At 52.4% G+C, this 23,744-nt stretch carries 23 protein-coding genes and 1 tRNA gene; 8 read left to right on the top strand and 16 right to left on the bottom strand.

Going from position 1 to position 23,744, the window contains the following annotated elements:
- From folK to lipB, 7 genes are all read right to left on the bottom strand, one after another.
- Complete coding sequence (gene folK, locus G549_RS0111390; protein WP_027835137.1) at positions 1-447, bottom strand: 2-amino-4-hydroxy-6-hydroxymethyldihydropteridine diphosphokinase; 447 nt, start codon at positions 445-447, stop codon at positions 1-3.
- A complete protein-coding gene (gene folB, locus G549_RS0111395; RefSeq protein ID WP_036222507.1) occupies positions 447-836 on the bottom strand; it encodes a dihydroneopterin aldolase in 390 nt (129 codons plus the stop codon). Before folB ends, folK begins: the two co-directional genes overlap by 1 nt.
- A gap of 2 nt (positions 837-838) precedes the next feature.
- The gene (gene folP / locus G549_RS0111400) at positions 839-1,693 is read right to left on the bottom strand and encodes a dihydropteroate synthase (RefSeq protein WP_027835139.1); all 855 of its coding nucleotides are present in this window, start codon (positions 1,691-1,693) and stop codon (positions 839-841) included.
- Positions 1,690-3,042 (bottom strand): 30S ribosomal protein S12 methylthiotransferase RimO, encoded by a 1,353-nt coding sequence (gene rimO, locus G549_RS20050; RefSeq protein WP_051213697.1) that lies wholly within the window; start codon positions 3,040-3,042, stop codon positions 1,690-1,692. The genes folP and rimO overlap by 4 nt, the downstream gene beginning before the upstream one ends.
- 75 nt (positions 3,043-3,117) lie before the next feature.
- The gene (locus G549_RS0111410) at positions 3,118-6,141 is read right to left on the bottom strand and encodes an aminotransferase class III-fold pyridoxal phosphate-dependent enzyme (protein WP_027835140.1); all 3,024 of its coding nucleotides are present in this window, start codon (positions 6,139-6,141) and stop codon (positions 3,118-3,120) included.
- A gap of 154 nt (positions 6,142-6,295) precedes the next feature.
- On the bottom strand, positions 6,296-6,880 hold the full coding sequence (locus G549_RS0111415; RefSeq protein ID WP_084634147.1) for a DUF4282 domain-containing protein: 585 nt from the start codon (positions 6,878-6,880) through the stop codon (positions 6,296-6,298).
- Positions 6,881-6,962: 82 nt separating this feature from the next.
- Positions 6,963-7,628 carry a lipoyl(octanoyl) transferase LipB gene (lipB, locus tag G549_RS0111420; protein WP_343251109.1) on the bottom strand — a complete coding sequence of 222 codons (666 nt, stop codon included), beginning with the start codon at positions 7,626-7,628 and terminating at the stop codon, positions 6,963-6,965.
- A 156-nt stretch (positions 7,629-7,784) separates the two neighbouring features.
- On the opposite strand from lipB, the gene G549_RS0111425 reads away from it, so the two are divergent.
- The 3 genes from G549_RS0111425 (at position 7,785) to G549_RS21700 (ending at position 9,737) form a co-directional block, all read left to right on the top strand.
- Positions 7,785-8,018, top strand: a complete 234-nt coding sequence (locus tag G549_RS0111425) for a FliM/FliN family flagellar motor switch protein (protein ID WP_027835143.1) — start codon at positions 7,785-7,787, stop codon at positions 8,016-8,018.
- Positions 8,019-8,092: 74 nt separating this feature from the next.
- A tRNA-Leu gene (locus G549_RS0111430) sits at positions 8,093-8,179 on the top strand.
- Positions 8,180-8,294: 115 nt separating this feature from the next.
- On the top strand, positions 8,295-9,737 hold the full coding sequence (locus G549_RS21700; RefSeq protein ID WP_027835144.1) for an ArnT family glycosyltransferase: 1,443 nt from the start codon (positions 8,295-8,297) through the stop codon (positions 9,735-9,737).
- A gap of 26 nt (positions 9,738-9,763) precedes the next feature.
- Here the strand turns inward: G549_RS21700 and G549_RS20055 are convergent, their stop codons facing one another.
- From G549_RS20055 to G549_RS0111455, 4 genes are all read right to left on the bottom strand, one after another.
- Positions 9,764-10,240 (bottom strand): DoxX family protein, encoded by a 477-nt coding sequence (locus G549_RS20055; protein ID WP_036222513.1) that lies wholly within the window; start codon positions 10,238-10,240, stop codon positions 9,764-9,766.
- Position 10,241: 1 nt separating this feature from the next.
- Positions 10,242-11,024: an HvfC/BufC N-terminal domain-containing protein gene (locus G549_RS20060; protein WP_051213700.1), complete on the bottom strand. Its 783-nt coding sequence runs from the start codon at positions 11,022-11,024 to the stop codon at positions 10,242-10,244.
- The gene (bufB, locus tag G549_RS20065; protein WP_051213702.1) at positions 11,011-11,889 is read right to left on the bottom strand and encodes an MNIO family bufferin maturase; all 879 of its coding nucleotides are present in this window, start codon (positions 11,887-11,889) and stop codon (positions 11,011-11,013) included. The genes G549_RS20060 and bufB overlap by 14 nt, the downstream gene beginning before the upstream one ends.
- A 70-nt stretch (positions 11,890-11,959) precedes the next feature.
- Positions 11,960-12,274 carry a BufA1 family periplasmic bufferin-type metallophore gene (locus G549_RS0111455; protein ID WP_027835145.1) on the bottom strand — a complete coding sequence of 105 codons (315 nt, stop codon included), beginning with the start codon at positions 12,272-12,274 and terminating at the stop codon, positions 11,960-11,962.
- Between the two features lie 281 nt (positions 12,275-12,555).
- Between G549_RS0111455 and mgtE the strand changes: the two genes are divergently transcribed.
- The 3 genes from mgtE (at position 12,556) to G549_RS0111470 (ending at position 15,803) form a co-directional block, all read left to right on the top strand.
- A complete protein-coding gene (gene mgtE, locus G549_RS0111460) occupies positions 12,556-13,974 on the top strand; it encodes a magnesium transporter (protein ID WP_027835146.1) in 1,419 nt (472 codons plus the stop codon).
- Between the two features lie 385 nt (positions 13,975-14,359).
- Entirely contained in the window at positions 14,360-14,785 is a 426-nt protein-coding gene (locus G549_RS0111465; protein WP_036222516.1) for a DUF1489 family protein, read from the top strand.
- A 115-nt stretch (positions 14,786-14,900) separates the two neighbouring features.
- Entirely contained in the window at positions 14,901-15,803 is a 903-nt protein-coding gene (locus tag G549_RS0111470) for a division plane positioning ATPase MipZ (protein ID WP_027835148.1), read from the top strand.
- Between the two features lie 12 nt (positions 15,804-15,815).
- Here G549_RS0111470 and G549_RS0111475 read toward each other — a convergent pair whose 3' ends face one another.
- Together G549_RS0111475 and G549_RS20070 are read right to left on the bottom strand one after the other, a co-directional pair.
- Complete coding sequence (locus G549_RS0111475; protein ID WP_027835149.1) at positions 15,816-16,103, bottom strand: hypothetical protein; 288 nt, start codon at positions 16,101-16,103, stop codon at positions 15,816-15,818.
- Positions 16,104-16,141: 38 nt separating this feature from the next.
- Complete coding sequence (locus G549_RS20070) at positions 16,142-17,797, bottom strand: D-alanyl-D-alanine carboxypeptidase (RefSeq protein WP_051213704.1); 1,656 nt, start codon at positions 17,795-17,797, stop codon at positions 16,142-16,144.
- 339 nt (positions 17,798-18,136) lie between these two features.
- Here G549_RS20070 and clpS point away from each other — a divergent pair, with 339 nt between their 5' ends.
- Positions 18,137-18,460, top strand: a complete 324-nt coding sequence (gene clpS, locus G549_RS0111485) for an ATP-dependent Clp protease adapter ClpS (RefSeq protein WP_027835150.1) — start codon at positions 18,137-18,139, stop codon at positions 18,458-18,460.
- Between the two features lie 9 nt (positions 18,461-18,469).
- Positions 18,470-20,902: an ATP-dependent Clp protease ATP-binding subunit ClpA gene (gene clpA / locus G549_RS0111490; protein WP_027835151.1), complete on the top strand. Its 2,433-nt coding sequence runs from the start codon at positions 18,470-18,472 to the stop codon at positions 20,900-20,902.
- A 55-nt stretch (positions 20,903-20,957) separates the two neighbouring features.
- On the opposite strand, the gene G549_RS0111495 is transcribed toward clpA, so the two are convergent.
- The 3 genes from G549_RS0111495 to G549_RS0111505 form a co-directional block, all read right to left on the bottom strand.
- Entirely contained in the window at positions 20,958-21,374 is a 417-nt protein-coding gene (locus G549_RS0111495; protein WP_425462118.1) for an HIT family protein, read from the bottom strand.
- 9 nt (positions 21,375-21,383) lie between these two features.
- Positions 21,384-22,523, bottom strand: coding sequence for a sterol desaturase family protein (locus tag G549_RS0111500; RefSeq protein ID WP_027835153.1), 1,140 nt, complete (start codon positions 22,521-22,523; stop codon positions 21,384-21,386).
- 87 nt (positions 22,524-22,610) lie between these two features.
- Positions 22,611-23,741, bottom strand: coding sequence for a GNAT family N-acetyltransferase (locus G549_RS0111505; protein ID WP_246778374.1), 1,131 nt, complete (start codon positions 23,739-23,741; stop codon positions 22,611-22,613).
- Between the last annotated feature and the right edge of the window lie 3 nt (positions 23,742-23,744).

The raw sequence follows: 23,744 nt of genomic DNA on the forward strand, positions 1-23,744 counted from the left end.
TTAGCTTTGTGATTTGGCTGCGTGTTCGCGAAGCCATTCCACGATTGCCGGTTCGATTTCTTCCAGCGGATCGGTGACGAATGCGCGTTCATGGGCGTAAGGGTGGGGAATGGTCAGCCGTTCGGTCTCGATCACTTTGCGGCCATATGCGATCACATCAATATCGATCAGGCGTGGTCCCCATTTTTCGTCGCGCTTGCGCCCCATAGCCACCTCGATCATTAGGGCGCTATCCAACAAGCCTTCAGGCCCGAGCGAAGTTTCGATCTCAATCGCCATATTCAAAAATGGGTTTTGATCGGTTTTGCCCCAGGGGTCCGTCTCAATGATCGTGGACTTTTTGATGATATGAATATCGGGATGCGCATCCAATCGGCGCACGGCTTCTTTTAGCTGTGCGCGCGGACGGCCAATATTTGCCCCAAGGGCTAACCAAGCACGTGCCATTATGCGGTCTCCCGGTCGCGGACGATTTCGATGGCAAATTCACCTGCAACCACAGGAATCGGCGCCTCCGGTTTGCGCACGCGCACTTTGATCCACTGAATGGTGGGGAAGGCGTCAAAGAGTTGGTCAACAATGTGCTGGCCCAGCGCTTCGATCAGTTTGAAGCGGGTTTTGGTGACCACTTCATTGAGCAGTTCGAAAATGTCCGCATAAGAGATTGTGGTCTCCACATCGTCGCTGCGACCCGGTACGCGCAGATCAACACCGCACTCCAGATCAATGCGAAAGCGTTGACCCAGCGTATTTTCTTCCATCATCACCCCGTGATAGCCATAAAAGGCGAGATCGGAGAGGATGATTTTATCTTCGACACGGTCTGTGCGAACCATAATTAAACGTCCTTTGGCGGTGGCGGACCATAGAGCATGGCCTTCACGACATGCAGCGCATCGAGATTCTCGCGCACATCGTGCACGCGGAATATATGCGCACCTTTTTCATATGCAAGTACCGTAGAGGCGGTGGTGGCTGCAACCCGTTCTTTTGGTGTATTGCCCAGCAATTTGCCGAACATGGATTTGCGAGACGTGCCGATCAGCAATGGATAACCAAGGGCATGCAGTTCGTCCACCCGGCGCAGCAATTCGTAATTCTCGTCAAAGTTTTTGGCAAAGCCAAAGCCGGGATCCAAAGCGATTTGAGATTTGGAAATTCCAGCCTTTTCAGCGATTTGCAGACTCTTTTCAAAGAATCGAGTCATCTCACCGAGCAGATCTTTTTCGCGGTCGCGGTCCGGGTCCCAATGCATCAAAATGGCCGGGCAGCCATAATGCGCGGCGACGTCCGCCAGTTCCGGATCGCGCTGAAAGCCCCAGACATCATTGATGATTTCGGCCCCGGCTTCCATGGCCTGCTGGCCGACAATGGCTTTGTAGCTGTCGATAGAGATGGGCGTGTTGATGCCTGATTCCTTGAGGGCATCGATGGCGGGCAAGACGCGGTCGAGCTCTTCTTGTGCCGCAACAGCTTCTGAGCCGGGGCGGGTGCTCTCGCCGCCAACGTCTAAGATGTGTGCGCCTTCAGCGACCATTTTTTGCGCCTGCGCGATAATCTTGTCGCGGTCGGTAAAGTCACCACCGTCCGAAAAGCTGTCTGGCGTGACATTGAGAATGCCCATCACAAGCGGATCACGTCCCAGCGTGATGTCACCCGACTTGAGCTGCCATGTGAATTGCTGATGCATCATTCTGCAGCGGGTTTGGCCACAAATTCAGGCTGCGCAGGCTCGCCATAAAGGTCATATTCGTCACTATCGACCAGTTTGACCTTCACCATGTCGCCGGGCTTTACGCCCTGCACATCGTCGATAAACACTTGCCCATCAATATCTGGCGCATCCCATTGGCTGCGGCCAAGGGCGCGGTTGTCTTCGGGGGCCACATCGTCGATTAACACATCAATCTCGCGACCAACTTTTTGGCGCAACCGCTCTGCGGAAATGGCTTGGGCTTTGATCATCAAGCGATCATAGCGGTCCTGTTTGATTTCGTCGGGCACTTCGCCTTCGATTTCATTGGCCACGGCGCCGGTTACAGGTTCATATTGGAACGCGCCCAAGCGGTCGATTTGGGTTTCGTCCAGCCAATCCAGCAATTGCTGGAAGTCATCTTCGGTTTCACCCGGGAAGCCGACAATGAAGGTGGAGCGGATGGCCAAATCCGGGCAGATATCGCGCCAATGTTTGATGCGATCGGCGGTTTTAACCTGATTGGCCGGGCGGCGCATGGCTTTAAGCACATTTGGTGCCGCGTGCTGGAATGGAATGTCGAGGTACGGCAAGATTTTGCCTTCGGCCATCAGTGGGATGGTCTTGTCGACATGCGGGTAGGGGTAAACATAGTGCAAGCGCACCCATGCATCCAATTCGCCCAGCTCTTCGCAAAGATTGTGGAACCGCGCTTCCACATCGCGCTTATGAAAGCGGGAGGTGGCATATTTGATATCCTGGCCGTAGGCGCTTGTGTCTTGCGAAATCACCATGATTTCTTTCACGCCCGCTTTCACCAGCCGTTCGGCTTCATAAAGCACGCTGGCCACAGGGCGCGACTGCAAATCACCGCGGATAGACGGGATAATGCAGAAAGTACAGCGGTTGGAACAGCCTTCGGAAATTTTCAGATAGGCGTAGTGGCGTGGCGTGAGGCGCAAGCCATCGGCAGGCACGAGATCTTCGAAAGGCTTGTGCACGGGCGGCAGATTTTCATGCACCGCTTCCACCACCGCTTCATATTGATGCGGGCCGGACACAGCGAGCACTTTTGGGTGCGTGTCGCGGATCAATTGCTCTTCGGTGCCCAAACAGCCGGTGACGACCACTTTGCCATTTTCATTGATGGCTTCGCCGATGGCCTCAAGGCTTTCAGCTTTGGCGCTGTCCAAAAATCCACATGTGTTGACGATCACCAAATCCGCGCCCTCATAGGACTGCGAGAAATTGTAGCCCTGCGCGCGTAGGGTGGTCAAAATGCGTTCTGAATCGACGAGCGCCTTTGGGCAGCCAAGGCTCACAAGTCCAATGGTTGGGTTCTGGTTCATCCGTTCGGCCTTTAATAGGATTTGAATGGGCTTTCTAACGCACTCAAATCCTACGTCAAGCACAAGTGCTGTGGCTTAGGAGAATGTGCTAATCACCTCATCCAACTGGTCGCACATAAAATCGGCATTTTCGCGGCTAAACACCATGGGGGGCTTAAATTTCAGCACATTGTCCAGCGGACCATCGGTTGAGAGCAAGATTGACCGTTCGCGCATGGCGTTGACGATGGCACCCGCCTTTTCCGTCGCTGGGGTCAATTGCTCGTCTTCAACCAGTTCCATGCCGAGAAACAGGCCGTGCCCGCGCACATCGCCCACCAGATCATATTTGTCTTTGATCTGGCGCCAGCGGCCCAAAATGTAATTGCCAAGCTCTTTGGCATGGGCCTGCAAGCCTTCATTTTCAATCACATCCATCACCGCCATGCCCACAGCCATGGAAACCGGATTGCCGCCGAAGCTGTTGAAATATTCCATGCCTGTGTTGAACTTGTCGGCCAGTTCCTTGGTGGTCACCACGGCGGCGAGGGGGTGGCCGTTGCCGATGGGTTTGCCCATCACGACAATGTCCGGCACCACATCTTGCAGTTCGTAGGCCCAGAAATGCTCGCCCACGCGGCCAAAGCCGCATTGCACTTCATCAGCAATGCACACGCCGCCTTCGGCACGCACGGCTTCATAAACAGCCTTGAAATAGCCTTCCGGGTAAGCGACCTGGCCACCAACGCCTGAAATGCTTTCAGCAATGAAGGCCGCCGCGCCATTGCCCGTTTTGGCTTTGATTTCTTCAATGCGCCGTTTCACATCTTCCGCATATTTGGCGCCTGCGTCATTGTCGCCATAGCGATAGGGGCCACGGAACGGATCGGGGAATTCGGCGATATGGGTAAAATCAGGTTGCGGGAAACCGCCTTTGCGCTTGAATTTATAGGGGCTGACATCCACCGTCCCTTGCGAGTTGCCGTGATAGGCCCAATCCAGCACAATCGTATCTTTCTGGCCTGTGGCCTGCCGCGCGATGCGCAGCGCCAGTTCATTGGCCTCGGTGCCTGAATTGACGAAATAGGCGACTGAGAGATGATCGGGCATTTTCGAGGTGATGCGTTCAGCATAATCCAGCACCAACTCGCTCAGATAACGCGTATTGGTGTTGAGGATTCCTGCCTGCCGCGAAATCGCCTCCACCAGATGCGGGTGGCAATGGCCGATATGGGTGATGTTGTTGACCCCATCTACAAAGGCACGGCCCGTATGGTCATATAAATGCACGCCTTTGCCCGACACCATTTTCAGCTTTTTCTTATAGGAAACGCTCAGTGACGGACCGAGCAAGTTGGCGCGGCGCCGCATCAGTTTGTCTGGCGTTTGCTCATCAATTTCAAAGGTTTGCGGTGCCTGGTTCATCAAAAGATTCGGGTTGGGGCAGATTTGCTGCCATACATCCCACATGCTTTTGTGTGCCACGCCGTTGAAATTGGTGGATTGGCTCAACATTGAAGTCATGATCTGGAAATGCAGGTGCGGATACCAGCCTCCATTCACGTCCCAATCGCCAATATGGCCGATCAGCTGGCCCTTCTCGATCTTGTCGCCCACATGGTGCAGATCAAAGATGGAGCGGGAGAGATGCCCATATAGCGAATAGAACGGCACGCCTTTATCGGTCTCATGTTTCAGAATGAGTGTTGGGCCATAATCCAGCTCAAATGCATTGTCGTGCACGGCATAGACTTCGCCTGCCATTGGCGCGTGCAGCGGTTCATCCGCATGCACAAACACATCGACGCCCATATGAATGGTGCGGCGTTCTTTTGACAGTTTGGAGGCAAAAGCATCGGTTTGATAGACGGTGCGGTCTTCGCCATAGCGGCCAATGCCAAAGCGGGCCTCTTCTTTGGCGCATTTTTCATCAAACCATGCGTTAAAGGCCTGGTCGCTGAAGGGCGGTATCGTCGTGTCGCTGCCATCCGCCGGGATGATAAACCGGGCTTCATATTTGAAGTCTGGCTTGAACAGTGAAGCTGTATTGGGCTGATTTTGCTCAAGAAAGTTGATGATGTGGCTTGCATGATCCACAGCGTCCAAGCCCGCTGCATGGCGGAACAGCGCTGTCATAAAGCGTGGGTCGACATCGTCCAGCCGATCAAGCAGCTCAAGCGCTGGCTTTTGCGACACCAGCAAATATTCATTTTCCGGGTGGGCCTTGATCTGGTGCGAGGACATAGCCACGCTGACGGTGAGGCGCATGCGGATCAAATCAAACAGCACATCCAGTTCTGCTGCAAACAGCGGAAATTCAGCGCAATAATTGCTGACCAGCGCTTTCGAGGCGGCAAACAGGTCATCCTGATCCATCAGCGCGTAGGCCATGGTCACGGCCAACTCATTGATTTGGCGGCCATAGCACATGTCACCAAAATCGATGAGGCCGGTGACCTTGCTTTCGTCAGCTGGGTCGATCACCAGATTATTGTCATTTGCGTCCTGATGGATCACCGCCATGCGCAAATGCTGCAGTTTGGGTGCGGTCTCTGCGCGATAATGCGCAAACAAGTGTTCGGCGCGTTCACGATGGGCTGGATTGGCGATGGACGGGAAATATTCCTCAGCCGCCAGCGCATTGTCCAAGTTCCAAATAAAATCAGGGCGATGGGCAGCAGTGTCGAAAAAACCGCTCATGCTTTTTGAGAATTTGCCCATAAAGCGGCCCAGATTGGCCAGGCGCTCCAGAGAAACAGGCTTTTGCGAATAAAGATCACCCTCCAGGAAGGTCAACATGCGGATATGGTATTCCTGCTCACCTTTTTGCGCCACAAACATATTCTCGCCCGTAGTCGTAGGCACTACGGCAGGACAGCCTTCAAAGCCGCTATCTTGTAAAAAGGTGAGGCTGTTGTTTTGGAGCTCGAGGAAGTCAACATCTTCGCCAAGGTTGGCAATTTTAAAAACAAATTTGCCTTTGTCGCTGGAGACAGCGAAGTTTTGATCGCGCTCGCTTTCAAGGGCGCGTAGATCGCCTTTGATGCCATATTTGGCGCTCAATAGCTCTTGGACATCATTTTCAGTGAATTGTGGCGGGGCGAACTCAAAAGCTGACATTGGTGCTTTGACCCTTGGTTGGATGTTGTTTTGATTATCATATCCAATTTTGCGGTGGCGTGGAGCCAAAACAGGGGTGAATTTGCACGAAATATAAAAATGGGTTCATGCAGAAACTGCATGAACCCATCAATGTCAAAATACCTAAATGCGTTTAAGCGTCTGGCTTCTTCGCCGTCTTGTTGGCGGTTGCGGGACGCTTCGCGGTGGTTTTGCGTTTGGCCGGGGCTTTGCGAGTTGATGACTTCGCCGTCGTGGTGGTGCGTCGAGTTGATGCCGCGCGAGATTTTGTGGTCCGTGCTTTTGGCTTCGCCGCTGGTTTGTCGGCCGTGCTGGACTCGTCATAGTCCGTATCCAGTTCTTTATAGGCGTCCTGCACGTCATCTTCCGCCAGCTCTTCCAACGCGTCTTTCACATCATCAAAGATTGAAAGCGCGGGGCGCACGGGCTGTTGGATTTCCATGATCTTTTCGTTCTTTTTAAAGAACACAAGCAATGTTTCACACAGCACGCGCAGGGCAACAAAGCCACCAAGGCCAAAAATGCCCACTTCCAACAGGCCCCAAAGGCCGGAACCAAAAGAATCAGCAAAGGTTGCGAACAAATGATTGATTGACCAAAGGACGATTGTGCCCAAGCCAAGCAGGTAGAGCAATTTGATGATTTTGGGGGCGATCATCCGATCGAGATTGAAGATGGTGCCGCTTGTGGCCAGTTTTTTCATATCGTCAGGGGTCATTTTCTCACCTTTGTGTGGGTGTTCGCGCTGGGTTGGTTTAGCTTTAGCATAATTCAGTGAAAAATGGCCAGTCTACCGGGGGTTAAACCCGAACAGTGGGCCCAAAAATGCGTTCAAAATTGCGACGCAGGGCGCCATCGAGTTCGGGCATGGACGCCAATTGGCCCAAATCTTCAAAGCTGGTGACGCCTTGGTCGGTGATGCCGCAAGGCACGATGCCGTTATAGTCTGATAAATCCGGGTTTAGATTGATCGAGATGCCGTGAAAGCTGACCCAACGTGAAACCCTTACGCCGATTGCGGCGATCTTGTCTTCTTTATTAAAGCCTTTTTCAGGACGTTTGACCCACACGCCCACGCGGCCATCGCGCTGTTCGCCAACAATATTGAAGTCGGCCAAAGTGTCGATCACCAATTGCTCCATCGCCCGCACGAAGGCGCGCACGTCGCGGCCACGGTGTTTGAGGTCAAGCATCAAATAAACCACCCGTTGCCCAGGGCCATGATAGGTGTATTGGCCACCACGCCCCGCATTGAATACGGGCAGCGCGTTGGGATCGGTCAAATCGGCGGCTTTGGCGGAGGTGCCAGCGGTATAAAGCGGTGGATGTTCCAAAAGCCAGGCCAGCTCGCCCACTTCGCCGCGGGCCAAGCGGTCCACATGATCTTTCATGCGCGCCAGCGCCTCTGGATATTCGACCAACTTGTCGGAAATTTCCCAATGAGTTGGGCGCTGATCATCGCGCATTATTGTTGGATTTTGAGACATATTTGGCCGCGAATTTGGATTTTGTTAACACTTCAATAACCATGGGCAGTGCAAGGTCAATTGCATCGCCTTTGGTTTATGGCATAAACCGTTGAGGTGCAATGACTTGATTCTGTCGCTTGGGACCCAAAATACATGGACGCATTAAAATCCATTGATGTGAATATCACCGTTGAACTTGGTGCCACCAAGATGCCGATTCACCATTTGCTGCGCATGGGACGCGGTGCTGTGATTGAGCTGGATGCGACTGAATATGATCCTTTGAAAATCTACGCCAATAAGACATTGGTGGCGATCGGCGAGATCAAGATTGATGAGGGGCAACTCTCCATTGAAGTGCTGGAAAAAGTCACAAAACAACCTTAAGCGAAAAAAGCTATAAATTTGGCTTGTGCGCCATGAAGCCATTTGATACATGGTGACGCGCTTAAGACGATTATGCGGTCGTGGCGGAATTGGTAGACGCGCAGCGTTGAGGTCGCTGTGGGGTAACACCCGTGGAAGTTCGAGTCTTCTCGACCGCACCAAATTGTTTTAAAAGAACCTGCCTTTAGGGCAGGTTTTTTTATGGGGTGGGGGAAGTTGGTGACAAAGGCGCACAGTCGGCAAGACGCGTATAGGTTTTTGCCTATCAAGGCATTGATGTTTTTTGTGGCGGTGTTGCTCGCCTTGAAATTGGGCTTTGCCCTATTCACCAAAGTGGCGGCAGACGAAGCCTATTATTGGCTTTGGGGGCAACATTTTGATTGGTCATATTTTGATCATCCGCCGCTGAATGCCTGGTTTTTGGGGCTTAGTGATGCCGTATTCGGCACCAATGTTGTTGGGCTACGATTTCCTGCATTTTTGACCTTTATTGGCACGCTTTATGTCATGTGGCTGTTTGCCAAACGCTTGTTTCCCCAAAACAGCAAACAAAGCTTTTTAGTTATTGTGATGGTCTTTTTGGCCTCGCCAACTTTGTTTGTGTGGACAACAATTGTCTATCACGACCACCTGATGTTGTTTCTGTGCCTTGCCGCAACCTATTGTTTTACAGACTATTTTGCGCGCTTCGCCGCAGATGAAGATACCGACGTTAAAATGCTTTATCTGGCAGCGCTGCTGTTGGGACTGGCCGGCCTGACCAAATATGCGGCGGCATTTTTGGGCATTTCAGTTGCATTGGTGGTGATATTGAGTACGCAACTGCGTCCACTCCTATTGCGACCGCACATCTACTTGGCTGGGTTGCTGACTTTTACCTGTATGTCGCCGGTACTGGTTTGGAATCTGCAGAATGACTGGGCTTCATTCCAGCTGCACTTTAGTGATCGCTATGAATTGAAAGCATTTCAGGGGATCAACGCAGCCACATTTGCGCGTTATTTGTTTTCCACTGCGCTTTATTTCGGCGTTTTTCTTTTAGTACCGCTCGTTGGCATCTTCTGGCCGCGTCGCTACGAAACAGATTTTGCTAAGCTCGGCGTGCGGCTGGCGCAAATCACGATTCTCACGTCGCTTGGCATCTTCGTTGTGTTCGCAGCGCGGGGCACAGTGCATTGGTATTGGAGTGATCTTGCCTATGCCATGATGATTTTATTTATGCTGCTCTATCTGCGTTGGGCATGGCTAATTTGGGCCCATGTGCTGACGAGTTTTGTTTTCATTTCTTATGGGTTGCTCAGTTATGGCATTTTGCCATTTGACTATTTGGTGGGTGCAAAGAATGTGGAAGTAGGGCGCATGCATGGCTGGGACGAAGTTGCCATGAATGTTGAAAACCTCCAGACAGAATATGATCTCGAGATATTGGCGACAACTGGTTATCCTACTGCCGGACAATTGGCCTATGCGATGGATCAAATTGAGATATATGATTTGTCAGATAAGCGCTCGCAGTTTGATTTTTGGCAGCTTAAAGTGCCGCCCGCCGGTAGCGATGCGCTCATTTTGCATGACTATTTTGGGGATTTGGAAGCCGCACGTGCCAAATTTGAGCGCTTCGAGAAAGTGCAGGACTTCAAGATCGAAGCGCTCGGTATTGAATTTTACTGGTATGAAATCTATCTGGGCCAGAACTCAATTGGGCCGGGGCCGCGGTAGATAATATCCCATATGTTTGGCCCGTCCTAAGCCTTAATCAGTTTCCGAATACCCGCATCAAGAGAGAAGAGACCTGGCCCACAGATGAAGATGGTGAGGGCGGCGAGGGCCCATTGGGCGTGAAGCGCCCAGGCGCCGGGGTAAACGAGCTGGATGACACAGGTCATGCCCAAAAGGCCAAGGCCAGCGAAGCGGGAAAACAGGCCAATCACCAACAAGACGGGCAGGATGACTTCGCCGAGGGACGCGAAATAGGCCAGCAATTCGGGGAATGGCATGTCGTAGGCTGTGCCAAGGATGTGCAGTTTATATTCCTGACTGAACAAATATTTGGCGCCGGAATTGATTTGGGTTGGGAACTCCGCCCATTTGGTCCAGCCAGAATTCCAGTATGGTCGTGCAACAAAGAACCGAACAGCCAACAACGCCGCTGAGAGCGCGATATAGGCGGGGAGACCGAAGCGACGTAACGGTTTGAATTCTCCAAAAATGGTCGCAATCATTTTAGATGTCCTTTTTCAGTTCGAAGCGCTCAATTGCGCCGAGCGCCAACAAATTGGTGAGCAGGTCTTGAAGATCAAAATTGGGCGCGGACCTTTGACCGATGTCGACGGTTGTGGCAAGCGAGAAGCCGGCCACCAGTGCGGTTAGGCCCGCCTTATGCTGTGGATCAATAGGTGCTGTTTTAACGTCCCACTCCGGGCGACAAATCAAGGTGATTTGGGCCTGTTCAAAATCAACTTTTTCGAGCGTTTCGCCGGCTTTCGCGCGGCTATGGATAGTGTGCGCTGGAAAGCGGGAGGCAGACCAAAAAAAGCTGGGATGAAACTTGATTTTGGCGCGATCCAAGTCTTTTTGCGGCACGTTGGCGATGGATTGTGGATCGAATGCCGGGCCATCGGCGGCGTGATAGGATTTGATCAGCTTATATTCAATGTCGGCAATGTCAGCGAGAAAGGGAACTTGCTGCGCCGGTTTGAAGCTGCCCAAGAACTGCGCGAACTGGTCGCCATAATAGATCATTAAGGGGGAGCTTGGCGGGAAGTTAAACGCATATTCGCGGGCGAGGGCGCGGAAAAACTCCTCGCCGACCAGCCTTTGGCAAGCCGGGAACGTGCTGGCCAAATTGTCGATGAGGCTGACCATCACATTGTTGCGATAGACGCCAAAGCGCTTTGGCGCGGCGCTTCCTGCAGGATCAACCAGATTGCCCGGGGCGGCTTCGTCGGCGTGAAACAAGGCCCGGGCGAAGTCGGTCTGGTCATTTCGAAAATTAGGCGAGCGCATGATCGGCGGACTCCCCGGTTACGTGCAGCATGGCGTCGCGCGCGGCATTGGCCTCAGCGTAAAGTGTTGGCCAATCGGGCACATCATTGTCCCACTCAATCAGGGTGGGGCGGCGCCCGGCCTTTTTGACCACATAGCGATAAAGATCCCATACAGGCGGCGCCACCTGACGGTCATGACTATCGATAAGCAACGGCGCATCGTCGTCGTCCGTGTCTGTGGCATGTCCGGCCAAGTGAATCTCGCCTACAGCGTGCAAGGGGAAGCGATCCAAATATTCGTAGGCATCGAGCTTTTGATTGTTGGCCGAAATGTGCACATTGTTCACATCAAGGATCAGCCCGCAGTCGGTGCGCTTTTGCATTTCCGTAATGAAGCTGATTTCGTCCATCTCCGTATCGCTAAACGCCACATAGGTGGATGGGTTTTCCATCAAAAGTGTGCGCCCCAACGTGTCTTGAATCTCATTCACATGGTCGACAACGCGGTTCAGCGTCCGCTGGGTATAGGGGATCGGTAGCAAATCATTCAGGAACAGCATGTTGCGTTCCGTGTCATGGCTGGACCAAGCCAGATGCTCAGAAACGAGCTTGGGTTGGTATCGGTCCACCAGCTTTTTAAGCCGCATTAGGTGCGGGCGGTCTAGGGGGCCGTCGCTGCCGATGGAAAGGCCAACGCCGTGAACCGAAAGATCGTAGTTTTCATCAAGAGCGCGCAGCATAGCATGGGGTGGGCCGCCATCGCCCATATAGTTTTCTGCGTGCACTTCAAAAAAACTGAGATCGGGTTGTGCCGCTGCGATGTCGGCATAGTGCTCTGGTTTAAACCCGACGCCGATTTCCGGCATATTTGCTTTATGTTGCATGGTTCCGTCCCTTTTGAATGACGCGGGGGCGCAGTGCCCCCGCGCGAGAATGGAAGAGTAGACCCTTCGACTATGACATGTCGCGTTCAAGGGCTTCCAAAGAACCTGTGCGATCGCCTGGGAGTACTTTTGCCCAGAACTCATCATTTTCACAAAGGCCAGCAGGAACCAGTGTCCACGCATTGCCTTGGTAGTCTACTTTTGATGTGCCAGCGCAAGATGTACCTGGGCCTGCGGCACAGTCATTTTTGCCTGCAACGGAAACACCGAAACACTTTTCCATGTCGCCTTCAGCGTGTGCTGGTGCAACAGATGCGGTTGAAGCTACTGCTGCTGCGACGGCGCTGGCGACAACGAGACCTGTGGCTGTTTTGGCTTTAGACATGTTTTCCTCCAATGAGATTTTAATAAACAAATTGTTGTGCAGATTATCTGCTGGTCCATTTGTGTCCGACCCAACGAAAAAAGGAAAATAACGCTTGCGGTGATTTTTATCACTTTGGTGTGAGTGTGATGTGAGCGCTTGGCGCGAGAAACGTATTTTCTCTTTCTTTTCTTTGTATTTGCGGCGTGATCGTGCTGCATTTTGCCATAATTGAGTGGCCATTTGGCTGCGAATTATGTAACAGATGAAGCCTATCGCAACACACATCCAAGGGAGCATATATGTCGAATGTAGGTGAAGAACATTGGGCCGACGATGCTGAATTGGATGCGATCCCGCCATTGCGCGACGATGATGATCGGCTAAATCGCGATTGGATTGATCAACTCGTTGATTTGATTGCCATTCACGATGGCAATGAGGTGGCGCGGTATATGTCGCCGCTGCACGCATCTGATGTCGGTGACGTGCTTGAGGCGATTTCGCCGGCTGATCGGTTTGAGCTGATCAATCTTTTGGGTGAACTGTTCGACTATTCTGCCCTGACTGAGATTGACGACTCGGTTCGGCTTGAGTTGATGGACTTGCTGCCGAACAATGATATTGCCCGCGGTGTTCAAGAATTGGACAGCGATGACGCGGTTTATATCTTGGAGGATATTGAAGGCGGCGACCGCGAAGAAATCTTGGCGGCCTTGCCAACATTTGAACGGTTGGCGCTGAAGCGGTCACTGGACTTTCCCGAAGAAACTGCCGGTCGGCGCATGCAGACCGAGTTTATCGCCATTCCACCATTTTGGACGGTGGGGCAAACCATCGACTATATGCGGGAAGCCGACGATTTGCCGGACGATTTCCATCAGATCTATGTGGTGGACCCCAGCTACAACCTGTTGGGCACCTTGGCGCTGGATCGGATGTTGCGGGCCAAACGCCCCGCTGTGATTAAAGACATTATGAATTCGACCATCATTGAGGTGGAAGCCGAAGAAGACCAGGAAGAAGCTGCGCGCATGTTTGAGCGTTATGACTTGGTTGAAGTGGCGGTTGTTGACGAGACGCGCCGTTTGGTGGGCGTGTTGACAGTTGATGACATTGTCGATGTGATCCAAGAAGAGGCGGGGGAAGACATTAAGCGCCTCGCTGGTGTTGGTAATGAAGAGATCTCTGGCAATGTGTGGAATGCGGTGCGTTCGCGCCTCACGTGGCTCGGTGTGAACCTTGTGACCGCCATCATGGCGTCTTTGGTTATTGGCATGTTCGATGCGACGATCCAGCAAATGGTGGCGCTGGCGGTGTTGATGCCCATTGTGGCGTCAATGGGGGGCAATGCTGGTACACAAACCATGACGGTTGCCGTGCGCGCGCTGTCGACCCGCGAATTGGACAGCTACAATGTGCGGCGGTTGATCACCCGTGAGTTTTTGGTGGGCGTGGTTAATGGCGTGGTATTTGCGTTGGTGATTGGTGTGGTGGCAGCTATATGGTTTGCAAACCCATTGCTTGGTTTGGTGATTGGTGCGGCCATGGTGATCAATATGATTGCCGCCGGTATTTCGGGGATTATGATCCCGCTTACGCTGGATAAGCTCAAGATCGATCCAGCTATTGCCTCCAGTGCATTTGTGACCACGGTCACGGATGTCGTGGGCTTTATGGCGTTTCTTTATATCGCGGCGCACGCGTTCAATCTGTTTTAAGTTATCCCAGACTTATCCACTATGACCGCGGCGCAGGGAAGCCATGTGCATTTTGCACTTGCTAGTTTGTTCATATCTCGTTAACTCTTAGGTCTCTCGCGAGTTAAATACTGGCGAGTGGGGATTAACAACAATAGGAGGCGACATGCGTAGCCATTCTAAGGCAGTATGTTGGCGAGCCGCGAGCTGGACGTTTGTAAGTCTTTTATCCGTCGGGTTCCTCGTATCCGTTCTAGTCAGTGCGTAATTGATTGCTGGCAAAAAAAGATTTCATAGGGTGCGCTTACTCAGCGCACCCTTATTTTTGTGCTGTACCAAGTCACTCGCCCTGATTTGACGCGGTTTCGCATTGAAATTGCCGGTCTGTCACGGCAAGTTGGTGTCTATGATTCATTTAATCAAACTATGTGTCGGTATTAAAACAGTCGATGAGCTTGTTGCGCGTCGAGCGTTTTTACGTGACAGCGGCCAAGCACGACAGGATGGCTTGAATCGGCACCGTACGCGGATGACCCCAAAGCGGCGCGAAGAGCTGCTGGATGGTGGATCGCTCTACTGGGTCATGGGCGGTAAAATATTGGCCCGGCAAAAGTTGGTGGATTTGGTTGATGCCACGGATCACGAAGGCAAATCCTGTTGTGATATTTTGATGGCACCCGAGATTATCCGCACTGTGCCGCGCCCCAAGCGGCCGTTTCAGGGCTGGCGCTATCTTAAGCCAGAGGATGCGCCAAAGGACATATCGCAGGGCCAGGATGATGATCTGCCGCCAGAGTTGGCCGCGGAGCTGGATGCCCTGGGTCTGCTTTAACACATCGGTTTACCTTCTGTGTTAAGGTAAAAATAGAATTAACAAAACTGGTGGCTTGCGCCATTTTTTGTTCTGACGCACTCTTGTCTTCGTAATGGGAAGAGGTGACTCGTTTATGGCCGAACGCTCTGGCGCACATGTTATTGTGTTGGGGAATGAAAAGGGGGGATCTGGCAAGACCACGACCGCCTTTCATTTGGCTGTTTATCTGCTTTATCAAGGCTATAAAGTCGCCACCATCGACACGGACAGTCGGCAGCAAACCCTTACCCACTACGTCAAGAATCGTCGCAACTGGGCGCGTGTCCATGGGCTGACGATCCCGCATTCAACACACTATCATCTGCCAAATGCCAAAAATGACAGCAAGGCCGAACGCGAGCGCATCGAGTTTGCGCTGTTTCGGCAAGCCGTGGGTGAAGTGGAGGGGCGTGTTGACTTTCTGATTGTGGACACACCTGGGTTTGATACCCATTTGACCCGTCTCAGCCATGCTTTGGCAGACACGTTGGTCACGCCTGTAAATGATAGTTTGATTGATTTGGACGTTTTGGCCGATATCAATCCGGTATCGTTGGAAATCCGCAAGATCAATCATTATGCACGGTTGGTGCAGCAAGCCCGCAAAGAACGTTTGGCGATTGATGGACGGACCATCGATTGGGTCATTGTGCGCAATCGCATTGCCACATTGGCGTCGCGTAACATGCGCAATGTCCAAATGGCGATCGAGCATATTGCACGTCGTTTGGGATGCCGCATGGCCGATGGCATCGCCGAGCGTGTGGCCTTCCGATCGCTGTTTGCGTCCGGTTTAACGGTGTTTGATGCGTTAGGTGACGATCTGTTGCCCGGCGGAGGTGTGGCGCAAGTCAGCGCCCGGCAAGAATATCGCCATCTGGTTGATGCGCTCAATCTGCCCGTACGTGAACGGCTGGAGGAGCGGCAGGCGCGGCGGGCCGAATGGCAAAAACGCGTGATGGAACAGCCCGTTTTTGAGCATATTGCCGGCCCTTAGGTCCGCGTTGCCCTATTCGTCGTGATTAGGTGCTTGATAGTCCCACTGAATGGCGCGATTGCCGCTTGGCGAATACACATCCAATTCAATTGAAACCGTAGGCTTCAAGATACGACGCGTACGGCTGGACAAAGCCAGCACTGAGTTGAGCAAATCACCTACGGATTTGCGCGCGCTTTTGTCGACCATTTGCTGTGCGAGCCCCAAAAGGGTGGCGCGGCGCAGCTTATAATCATCAGAGGCCAGTGGCGATTTTGGCGAAAACGCTGCCAAATTCTTCAAGCTGTCATCATTTTGCATTGAGTTACTCCATACAACTTACTCATGCGGTGTTTCTTTTACCCCGGCAGTGCCAAGCACTTGATGTTTTTATCCTTGAGTGCCTGACAAGTTTGAATCGCCTCTGTTTCGTTGGTGAAGCCCATGACTCTTGCCCGGAAATAGGCTTGGCCGTTTGTTTTGATGGGCTGAACGGCGGACCTTAGATCTTTGAGATCGTCCACTTCTTTTGTGGCGCTGGCGAGTATTTCATTCGCTTCTTCTGCGCTGTGCGCTGCGCCCAATTGTAGGGTCCAGCGATCAAGTTGAGCTGTTTTTGTGTCCGGAATGGCGCTGGTGATGTCGGTGCCAACAGATGCGGGTGGCACGAGGCTCACGGGCTGTTGTGTTGACGGACCACCTTGGATCAAATTGCCGAACAAATCTAAAGGTGTCAGCGACGATAGCGACTTGCGCTGTGGTGTGTTCACAGGTTGGGGCGCTGGGGCGCTGCCTTGTGGCGCACGCAGTTCAATAGGTGCGGCCACTTTGATCACGCCAAGTGGTTTTGTGCTGTCGCCCATCAACAAATCGATGGGGCGATTTGGCGGCGCGGGTGCGGGCACGGCAGGCGCAACAGGTTCAATGCTGGCCACTTGTACTGCCTGTGCTTGCGGCGTTGTCAGCGCCGGTGGTGTTGGCACGGGTTGTGTTGCTGTGTCGGCCAAAGCCATTACCGCTGGCGGTGTTAGTACGTCGCCGCCGCCCAAAGATGTTGGCCGTGCGGGTGGCGTGCCCTTAATTGCCAGCGACACTGGGTTTGAAGCCATACGGATCACGCCGCCTGCGCCAGTTGGGCGCGGGATGCTGGCTTGACGCCAATAATCGCCGCGACGCGCCTTGGGCATATATTTTTTGATCAATTCGGCAACTTTGGCATTGCGTGAACCGCCTGAGTTGAAGCCAAACGCGGCCACGATCACGTGACGGTTATTCACGCGCGCTGAGGTCAACAGGTTAAAGCCAGCGGCATTGATGTAACCTGTTTTGATGCCATCCACGCCCTTAACTGAGCGCAGCAGGCGGTTATGGTTGCCATAAGTGTTGCCGCGATAGCGGAACGACGAGGTTTTGAAATAATGGAAATGCTGCGGATAGTGCTGGAAAATCGCCATCCCCAAGCGTGCCTGGTCGCGCACAGTGGTCACCTGACGTGAATCGGGCAGGCCCGATGGATTTTTATAGGTGGTGCGTGACATACCAAGCGCCCGCGCGGTTTTGGTCATGCGGTCGGCAAACTTCGGTACAGAGCCAGAAATGTTTTCTGCGACAACGCGTGCCACGTCATTTGCGGATTTCGTCACCAGCGCTTTGATCGCGTCAGAAACAGTGATAGACGTGCCAGGCTTCAAATAGAGTTTGGATGGGACAGCGCTTGCGGCGTACTTAGACACTTTCAGCTTTGAATCGAGGGTCAGGCGGCCTGCCTCCAGCTCTTCAAAAACAATATAAAGCGTCATCACCTTGGCCACGGACGCCGGGTAGCGTTTTGAATCTGCGCCATGAGAATAGAGTGTTTGGCCCGTTTTGGCGTCCACAACTATTCCCGCATATTTACGCAGATTGGCGCTTTGACCATCGACGACGGAAAACAATAAAACAGCAAAAAGCGCCACCACGAATAGGAGGCGCTTTAAGGTCGAAACTGACAGGTGCTGATCAGACTGGTAAACCACTCTGTACTCCAACTCATTCGGCCCCTTGCAATAGGGGAGCCGTACGCGAAACTTACAAACTCAACTCAAGATCCGAATATAGATTTGGCACCCTTACGAATGAGTAAAATTGTCGAAAAATTTGAAAGAAAAATTTTCCGCCGTGTTGTGTTCACAAAAATGAGACTAAACTGATCACGGATTTGACGCGTTTTGCCCTTAACATCGTGACAAAATTGTCTACATAATAGGGGGTCGGTGATTTGTGTTGAACACCGACAGACTGAAACGGAGAAGCACTTGAATATGACCAATGTACAGATGCCAAAATTGGGCCTTGGCTCAGCAAAGGTATTTGCCATGGCAAAGAAGGATGAAGACGACGAGGATGCCGGGATTGGCGTGGCAACAAAAACACGCACAAAAACCCAGCGCCCCAGTCTTTATCGCGTGCTTTTGCTCAATGATGATTATACGCCGATGGAGTTTGTGATTGCTGTGCTGCAACAGGTTTTTCACAAAAGCGAAGAAGAAGCGGTGACCATTACGATGCATGTGCATAATAATGGTGTGGGGGAGTGTGGCGTTTTTCCATACGAAGTGGCTGAAACTAAGGTAACACGCGTCATGGACGCGGCGCGTAAACACCAGCATCCATTACAATGTGTAATGGAAAAGCAATAGGAGGCATCTATGCCCTCATTTTCCCGCGGACTAGAACGTGCTTTGCACAACGCAATGACTTTTGCGCGTGATCGCACACACGAAATGGCGACTTTGGAGCATTTGTTGTTATCATTGATCGACGACACGGATGCCATTGCGGTTTTGGATGCTTGTGATGTCGATCGTGAAATCTTGCGGCGTGATCTGGAAGATTTTCTGGATGAAGAACTAAACGGCTTGATCACCGACACGGATTTAGACCCCACACCAACGGCTGCGTTCCAGCGGGTGGTGCAGCGCGCTGTGATCCACGTGCAATCGTCTGGTCGAGATGAAGTGACCGGGGCCAATGTGCTGGTGGCAATTTTTGCTGAGCGCGAGAGCCATGCGGCCTATTTCCTCGAGCAGCAAGATATGACCCGGCTGGATGCAGTGAACTATATTTCGCATGGCATCAGTAAAGCGGGCATCACCGAAACGCGGCCCGTGCGCGGCGCAGAAACGGAAGAGGAAGCAGCGGCTGGACAAACCGGCTCATCGCCCTTGGACGAGTTCTGTGTCAATTTGAACAAGAAAGCTGAGGACGGCAAAATCGACGTGTTGATTGGCCGGAAATCAGAACTTGATCGGACCATTCAGGTGTTGTGCCGTCGCTCGAAAAATAACCCGATCTATGTGGGCGATCCGGGCGTGGGTAAAACAGCGATTGCCGAAGGTTTGGCCAAGCGCATTGTCGATAAAGAAGTGCCAGAGGTGCTGAACGATGCCACGATTTATGCGCTCGATATGGGTGCATTGTTGGCAGGCACACGTTATCGCGGTGACTTCGAAGAGCGCCTGAAAGCCGTGATGAAAGCGCTGGAAGCTGAAGAAAACTCGGTTTTGTTTATTGACGAAATTCACACCATCATTGGTGCCGGGGCGACATCGGGCGGCGCATTGGATGCGTCGAACCTTTTGAAACCGGCCTTGGCCTCTGGTGCGGTGCGGTGTATCGGGTCGACCACTTACAAAGAGTTCCGCCAGTTCTTTGAGAAAGATCGTGCTCTTGTGCGGCGGTTCCAAAAAATTGACGTGGTGGAGCCAACGGTTTCAGAAGCCATCGATATTATGAAAGGGCTGAAGCCTTATTTCGAAAAATATCACGAGGTGGAATATACTGGTGACGCCATCAAGACGGCGGTGGAGCTCTCTGCCCGTTATATCAATGATCGGAAATTGCCGGATAAGGCCATCGATGTGATTGACGAAAGCGGCGCAGCGCAGCGGTTGAAGCCATTGGCTGACCGCAAGACCATCATCGACACTGAAGATGTAGAAGCCACCATCGCGACGATGGCACGGATTCCACCGAAATCAGTGTCTAAATCTGATGCGGAAGTTTTGTCTAACCTTGAAGACAATCTTCAACGTGTTGTTTTTGGTCAAAATGCTGCGATTACGGCCTTGTCCTCTGCCATTAAACTGGCGCGGGCCGGGTTGCGTGAGCCTGAAAAACCGATTGGTTCTTATTTGTTCACCGGGCCAACAGGCGTGGGCAAGACCGAGGTGGCCAAGCAATTGGCGGATACGCTCGGGCTTGAATTGCTGCGCTTTGACATGTCCGAATATATGGAGCGGCACACGGTTTCACGTTTGATCGGTGCACCTCCGGGATATGTTGGCTTTGACCAAGGTGGGTTGCTCACCGATGGCGTTGACCAAAACCCTCATTGTGTTGTGTTGCTTGACGAGATTGAGAAGGCCCACCCAGACCTGTTCAACATTTTGTTGCAGGTGATGGATCACGGCCAATTGACCGATCATAACGGCAAGCAAGTCAATTTCCGCAATGTGATTTTGATCATGACGTCCAACGCTGGCGCGTCTGAAATGTCGAAAGCACCGATGGGCTTCACTCAAGAGCGGCGGACGGGTGACGATGAAGAAGCGCTCAAGCGTTTGTTCACCCCGGAATTCCGTAACCGGTTGGATGCTACAATCTCGTTTGCGCCATTGCAGACAGATGTTGTGTCGTTGGTGGTCGACAAATTTGTGCTTCAGCTTGAAGCGCAATTGGGCGAACGCGGCGTAACCATCGAATTGACACCGGAAGCCAATAAGTGGATTGCCACACGCGGTTATGATGAGTTGATGGGCGCGCGGCCATTGGGACGTGTGATCCAAGAACACATCAAGAAGCCACTGGCGGATGAAGTGTTGTTCGGTAAGTTGCAGAATGGTGGCACGGTGCAAGTGGGCGTGGATAAGAAAGAGGATACGCTTAAGCTGACCTTCTTGCCGCCACAGCCTGCACGGCCAAAGGCGATCACGGGGCCAAAGTCGGGCAAGAAAGCCCCGCGCAAAACTGCGGCGAAAAAGTCGACTGCCAAGTCGAGCACACCGCGGAAAAAGCCATCAGGCACGCGCGTGCCGAAGGCCAACAAACGTGGGCCTAAGTCCACGCAAGACAGCGAATAAAATAAAGGCCGGGCAATTTGCCCGGCCTTTTCATTTGTCTGTATAATTTTTGAATTTAGAGCGCCGCTTTGATTTTTTCGCAATTGGCGGCCAGTTCGTCATTGGCGGTGGTGCCGCTCACATGATCCTTGCGCTTCACATTGTCGTGGCAGGGGATCAGGTGGAAATGCAAATGATAAACAGTTTGGCCGGCGCTTTCCTCACTGGATTGGCGCAACAAAATCCCATCAGCGTCCATCGCTTGTTTCACCGCTTTGCCAATTTTTTGCACGCGCTTGATGACTTCAGCCAGCATTTCCGGATCTGCATCCAGCAAATTGCGGGTGCCTTTTTTGGGCACCACCAGCACATGGCCAGGCGCTTCGGGCATTATATCCATGATGGAAATGCACACATCGTCTTCATAGACTTTGTGGCTTGGGATGTCGCCAGCGATGATTTTGGTGAAAATATTGTCGGGATCGTAGCTCATTGTCAGGTCCTAGGCACTCTTGTTGAATATAGGTGCTTTGCGCACGGATTTTGGCCAAGGTATAAACCGGAAACGGATGTAGTTCCACACCGCAAGGGTGGTGTATGTCACCGGCACATAAGTGAAGCCACGGCGGATAAAGAACAGGGATAGGGCTGCGGCCACGTCGGCTGACATGAGGCCTTTACCCATGCGCGAGGTAAAGGCGGCCGGCACGACGTGTCGATAGGTCAAATCAGGGCTGGTGTAAAACTCCCGCGCCCGCGCAGCAAATGCCTGCTTTGAGGTCGCGTAGGGCTTGAGCGATTCAATGCCCATATCCCCATGTAATTCAATCTCAGAGCCAACGGCCCAAATCTCTGGCGGGGTGAGGCGGTCTTTGCCGATGACGCGGAATTTTTCGATCAGGTCTACGAAACTTGTGTAATTGGCGGTCCAGCAATCGTCTGACTTTGAACCATGGGCCAGCACCAAAATGTCGGCTTTTCGCATTTTTTCGCTGAGGCCATCATATTTGTCGATTTCATAGTCTTCGCCGAATTTGGCAGTATCCACAATAGCGCCCAGCTTTTCCAGCCGCGCCGTGAGGGCTTGGCCATAGGCGCCGGAAGCCCCGGTCACCAAGAAGCGCTGGCCTTTGATTTGGCAATTTGTGCCAAAAATCACATCGAACAGGCTTAGAAATGATGAAAAGAATTGATTGGGATAAACATGGTGCAGAGCATGATAGGTGGGGGTCACGAACACATGGCCACGACGGCCATTGAGGCGATCCATGTTCATGTGGTTTACGTCTTTACCCTCATCGCGCACGCGCAAAACAAACAGGCCCGTATGAACCAGAATCACGAGGGCGACGGCGATCCAGTCGAAAAATACCACCAGAAGCAATGTGCCGAGGATTGAAACGATAAATTCAGGCATCAAATGGCACCAAAGATTTGCTTTGGCCCAATTGGGATGAACGTTCATCTCAGCGTCGAGAAATTTGTGGTGCACGTCATGCCAGCGAGAAAACTCGCGCAAGAGGGCAAATCTTGAGTGCTGCCAGCGGTGCAGCAAATAATGCACCATATCGAACAAAAAAGTCGATAATGCAAAAACCAGAGCCGCTTGGAGAGCGAGCGTGAGAAAATAAATAAAGTTCATTTTGTGCCCCGACCTGAATGTCACAAAAATGTCAGATGTCACATGATTGTGGCGAACTTACGTTATAGCACAAGCCCCGGAAAAGACTCACTCTTTCTTAAATGGGGTGTAGCCTTTCAACAGCTCTTGGTCGAGGGCAATATGGCGGCGCTCTTCGTCCAGATAGTCTTTCACCGCTTCGCGGAATCCATCATGGGGAATAAAGTGCGCCGAACGTGTGGTGATCGGCTCGTAACCGCGCGCAATTTTGTGCTCGCCCTGTGCGCCAGCCTCAACCGTTTGCAATTTATTTTCAATCGCATAATCAATGGCTTGGTAATAGCATAGTTCGAAATGCAGATTGGGAATGTGCAGGTTGCAGCCCCAATAACGGCCAAACAGGGTATCGCGGCCGACAAGGTTGAGGGTGCCCGCGACATAGTCAGTGCCATCATGGGCGAGCATCAGCACGATTTTGTCGCCCATACTTTCGCCAATCAGCGAGAAAAAATCCCTGTTTAGATAGGGTTGGCCCCATTTGCGGCTGCCCGTATCCATGTAAAAGGCGAAAAAGCTGTCCCAATGATGTTCTTGGATGTCTTTGCCACTTAGCCATTCGATTTTCAGGCCGTGATCATGCACGGTGCGCCGTTCTTTGCGGATTGCTTTGCGCTTGCGTGACGCCAATTGGGCCAAGAAGTCATCGAAAGACTGATAGTTCTGGTTGCGCCAATGATATTGCCGATCATGGCGCTCCAGCCACTGGTGCTCCGTGAATAGCTCTAAATCCTCTGGCGGCAAAAAAGTCGCGTGTGCGGACGATAGATTGAGCTGCTGGCATGCCCGCTCAAGCCCGTCGATCAATAGGGATTTGGTGCTGCTCGGCGCGTCCTGTTTGGTCAGCAATTTGGGAGCAGTTGCCGGGGTGAAAGGGATGGAGATTTGCAGTTTGGGATAATATTTGCCGCCAGCGCGTTGAAACGCATCGGCCCAGGCGTGGTCAAACACATATTCCCCTTGGGAGTGGCCTTTCAAATAGGCGGGTACGACGCCCAGCAGTTCACCTGTTTCCGTTTCCACGCTCAGATGTTGGGGCTGCCAACCTGTGTGGGCTGCAACACAGCCGCTTTGTTCGAGGGCGTGCAGAAAAGCAAATGAATTGAACGGATTATCGCTGCCTGCCAGCGCTTGCCAGCGGGCGGCGCCAATCTCTTGGATGCTCGCATTTGTTTTCAACACAAT

This window comes from Maritalea myrionectae DSM 19524 (assembly GCF_000423365.1).
GTDB lineage: Bacteria > Pseudomonadota > Alphaproteobacteria > Rhizobiales > Devosiaceae > Maritalea > Maritalea myrionectae.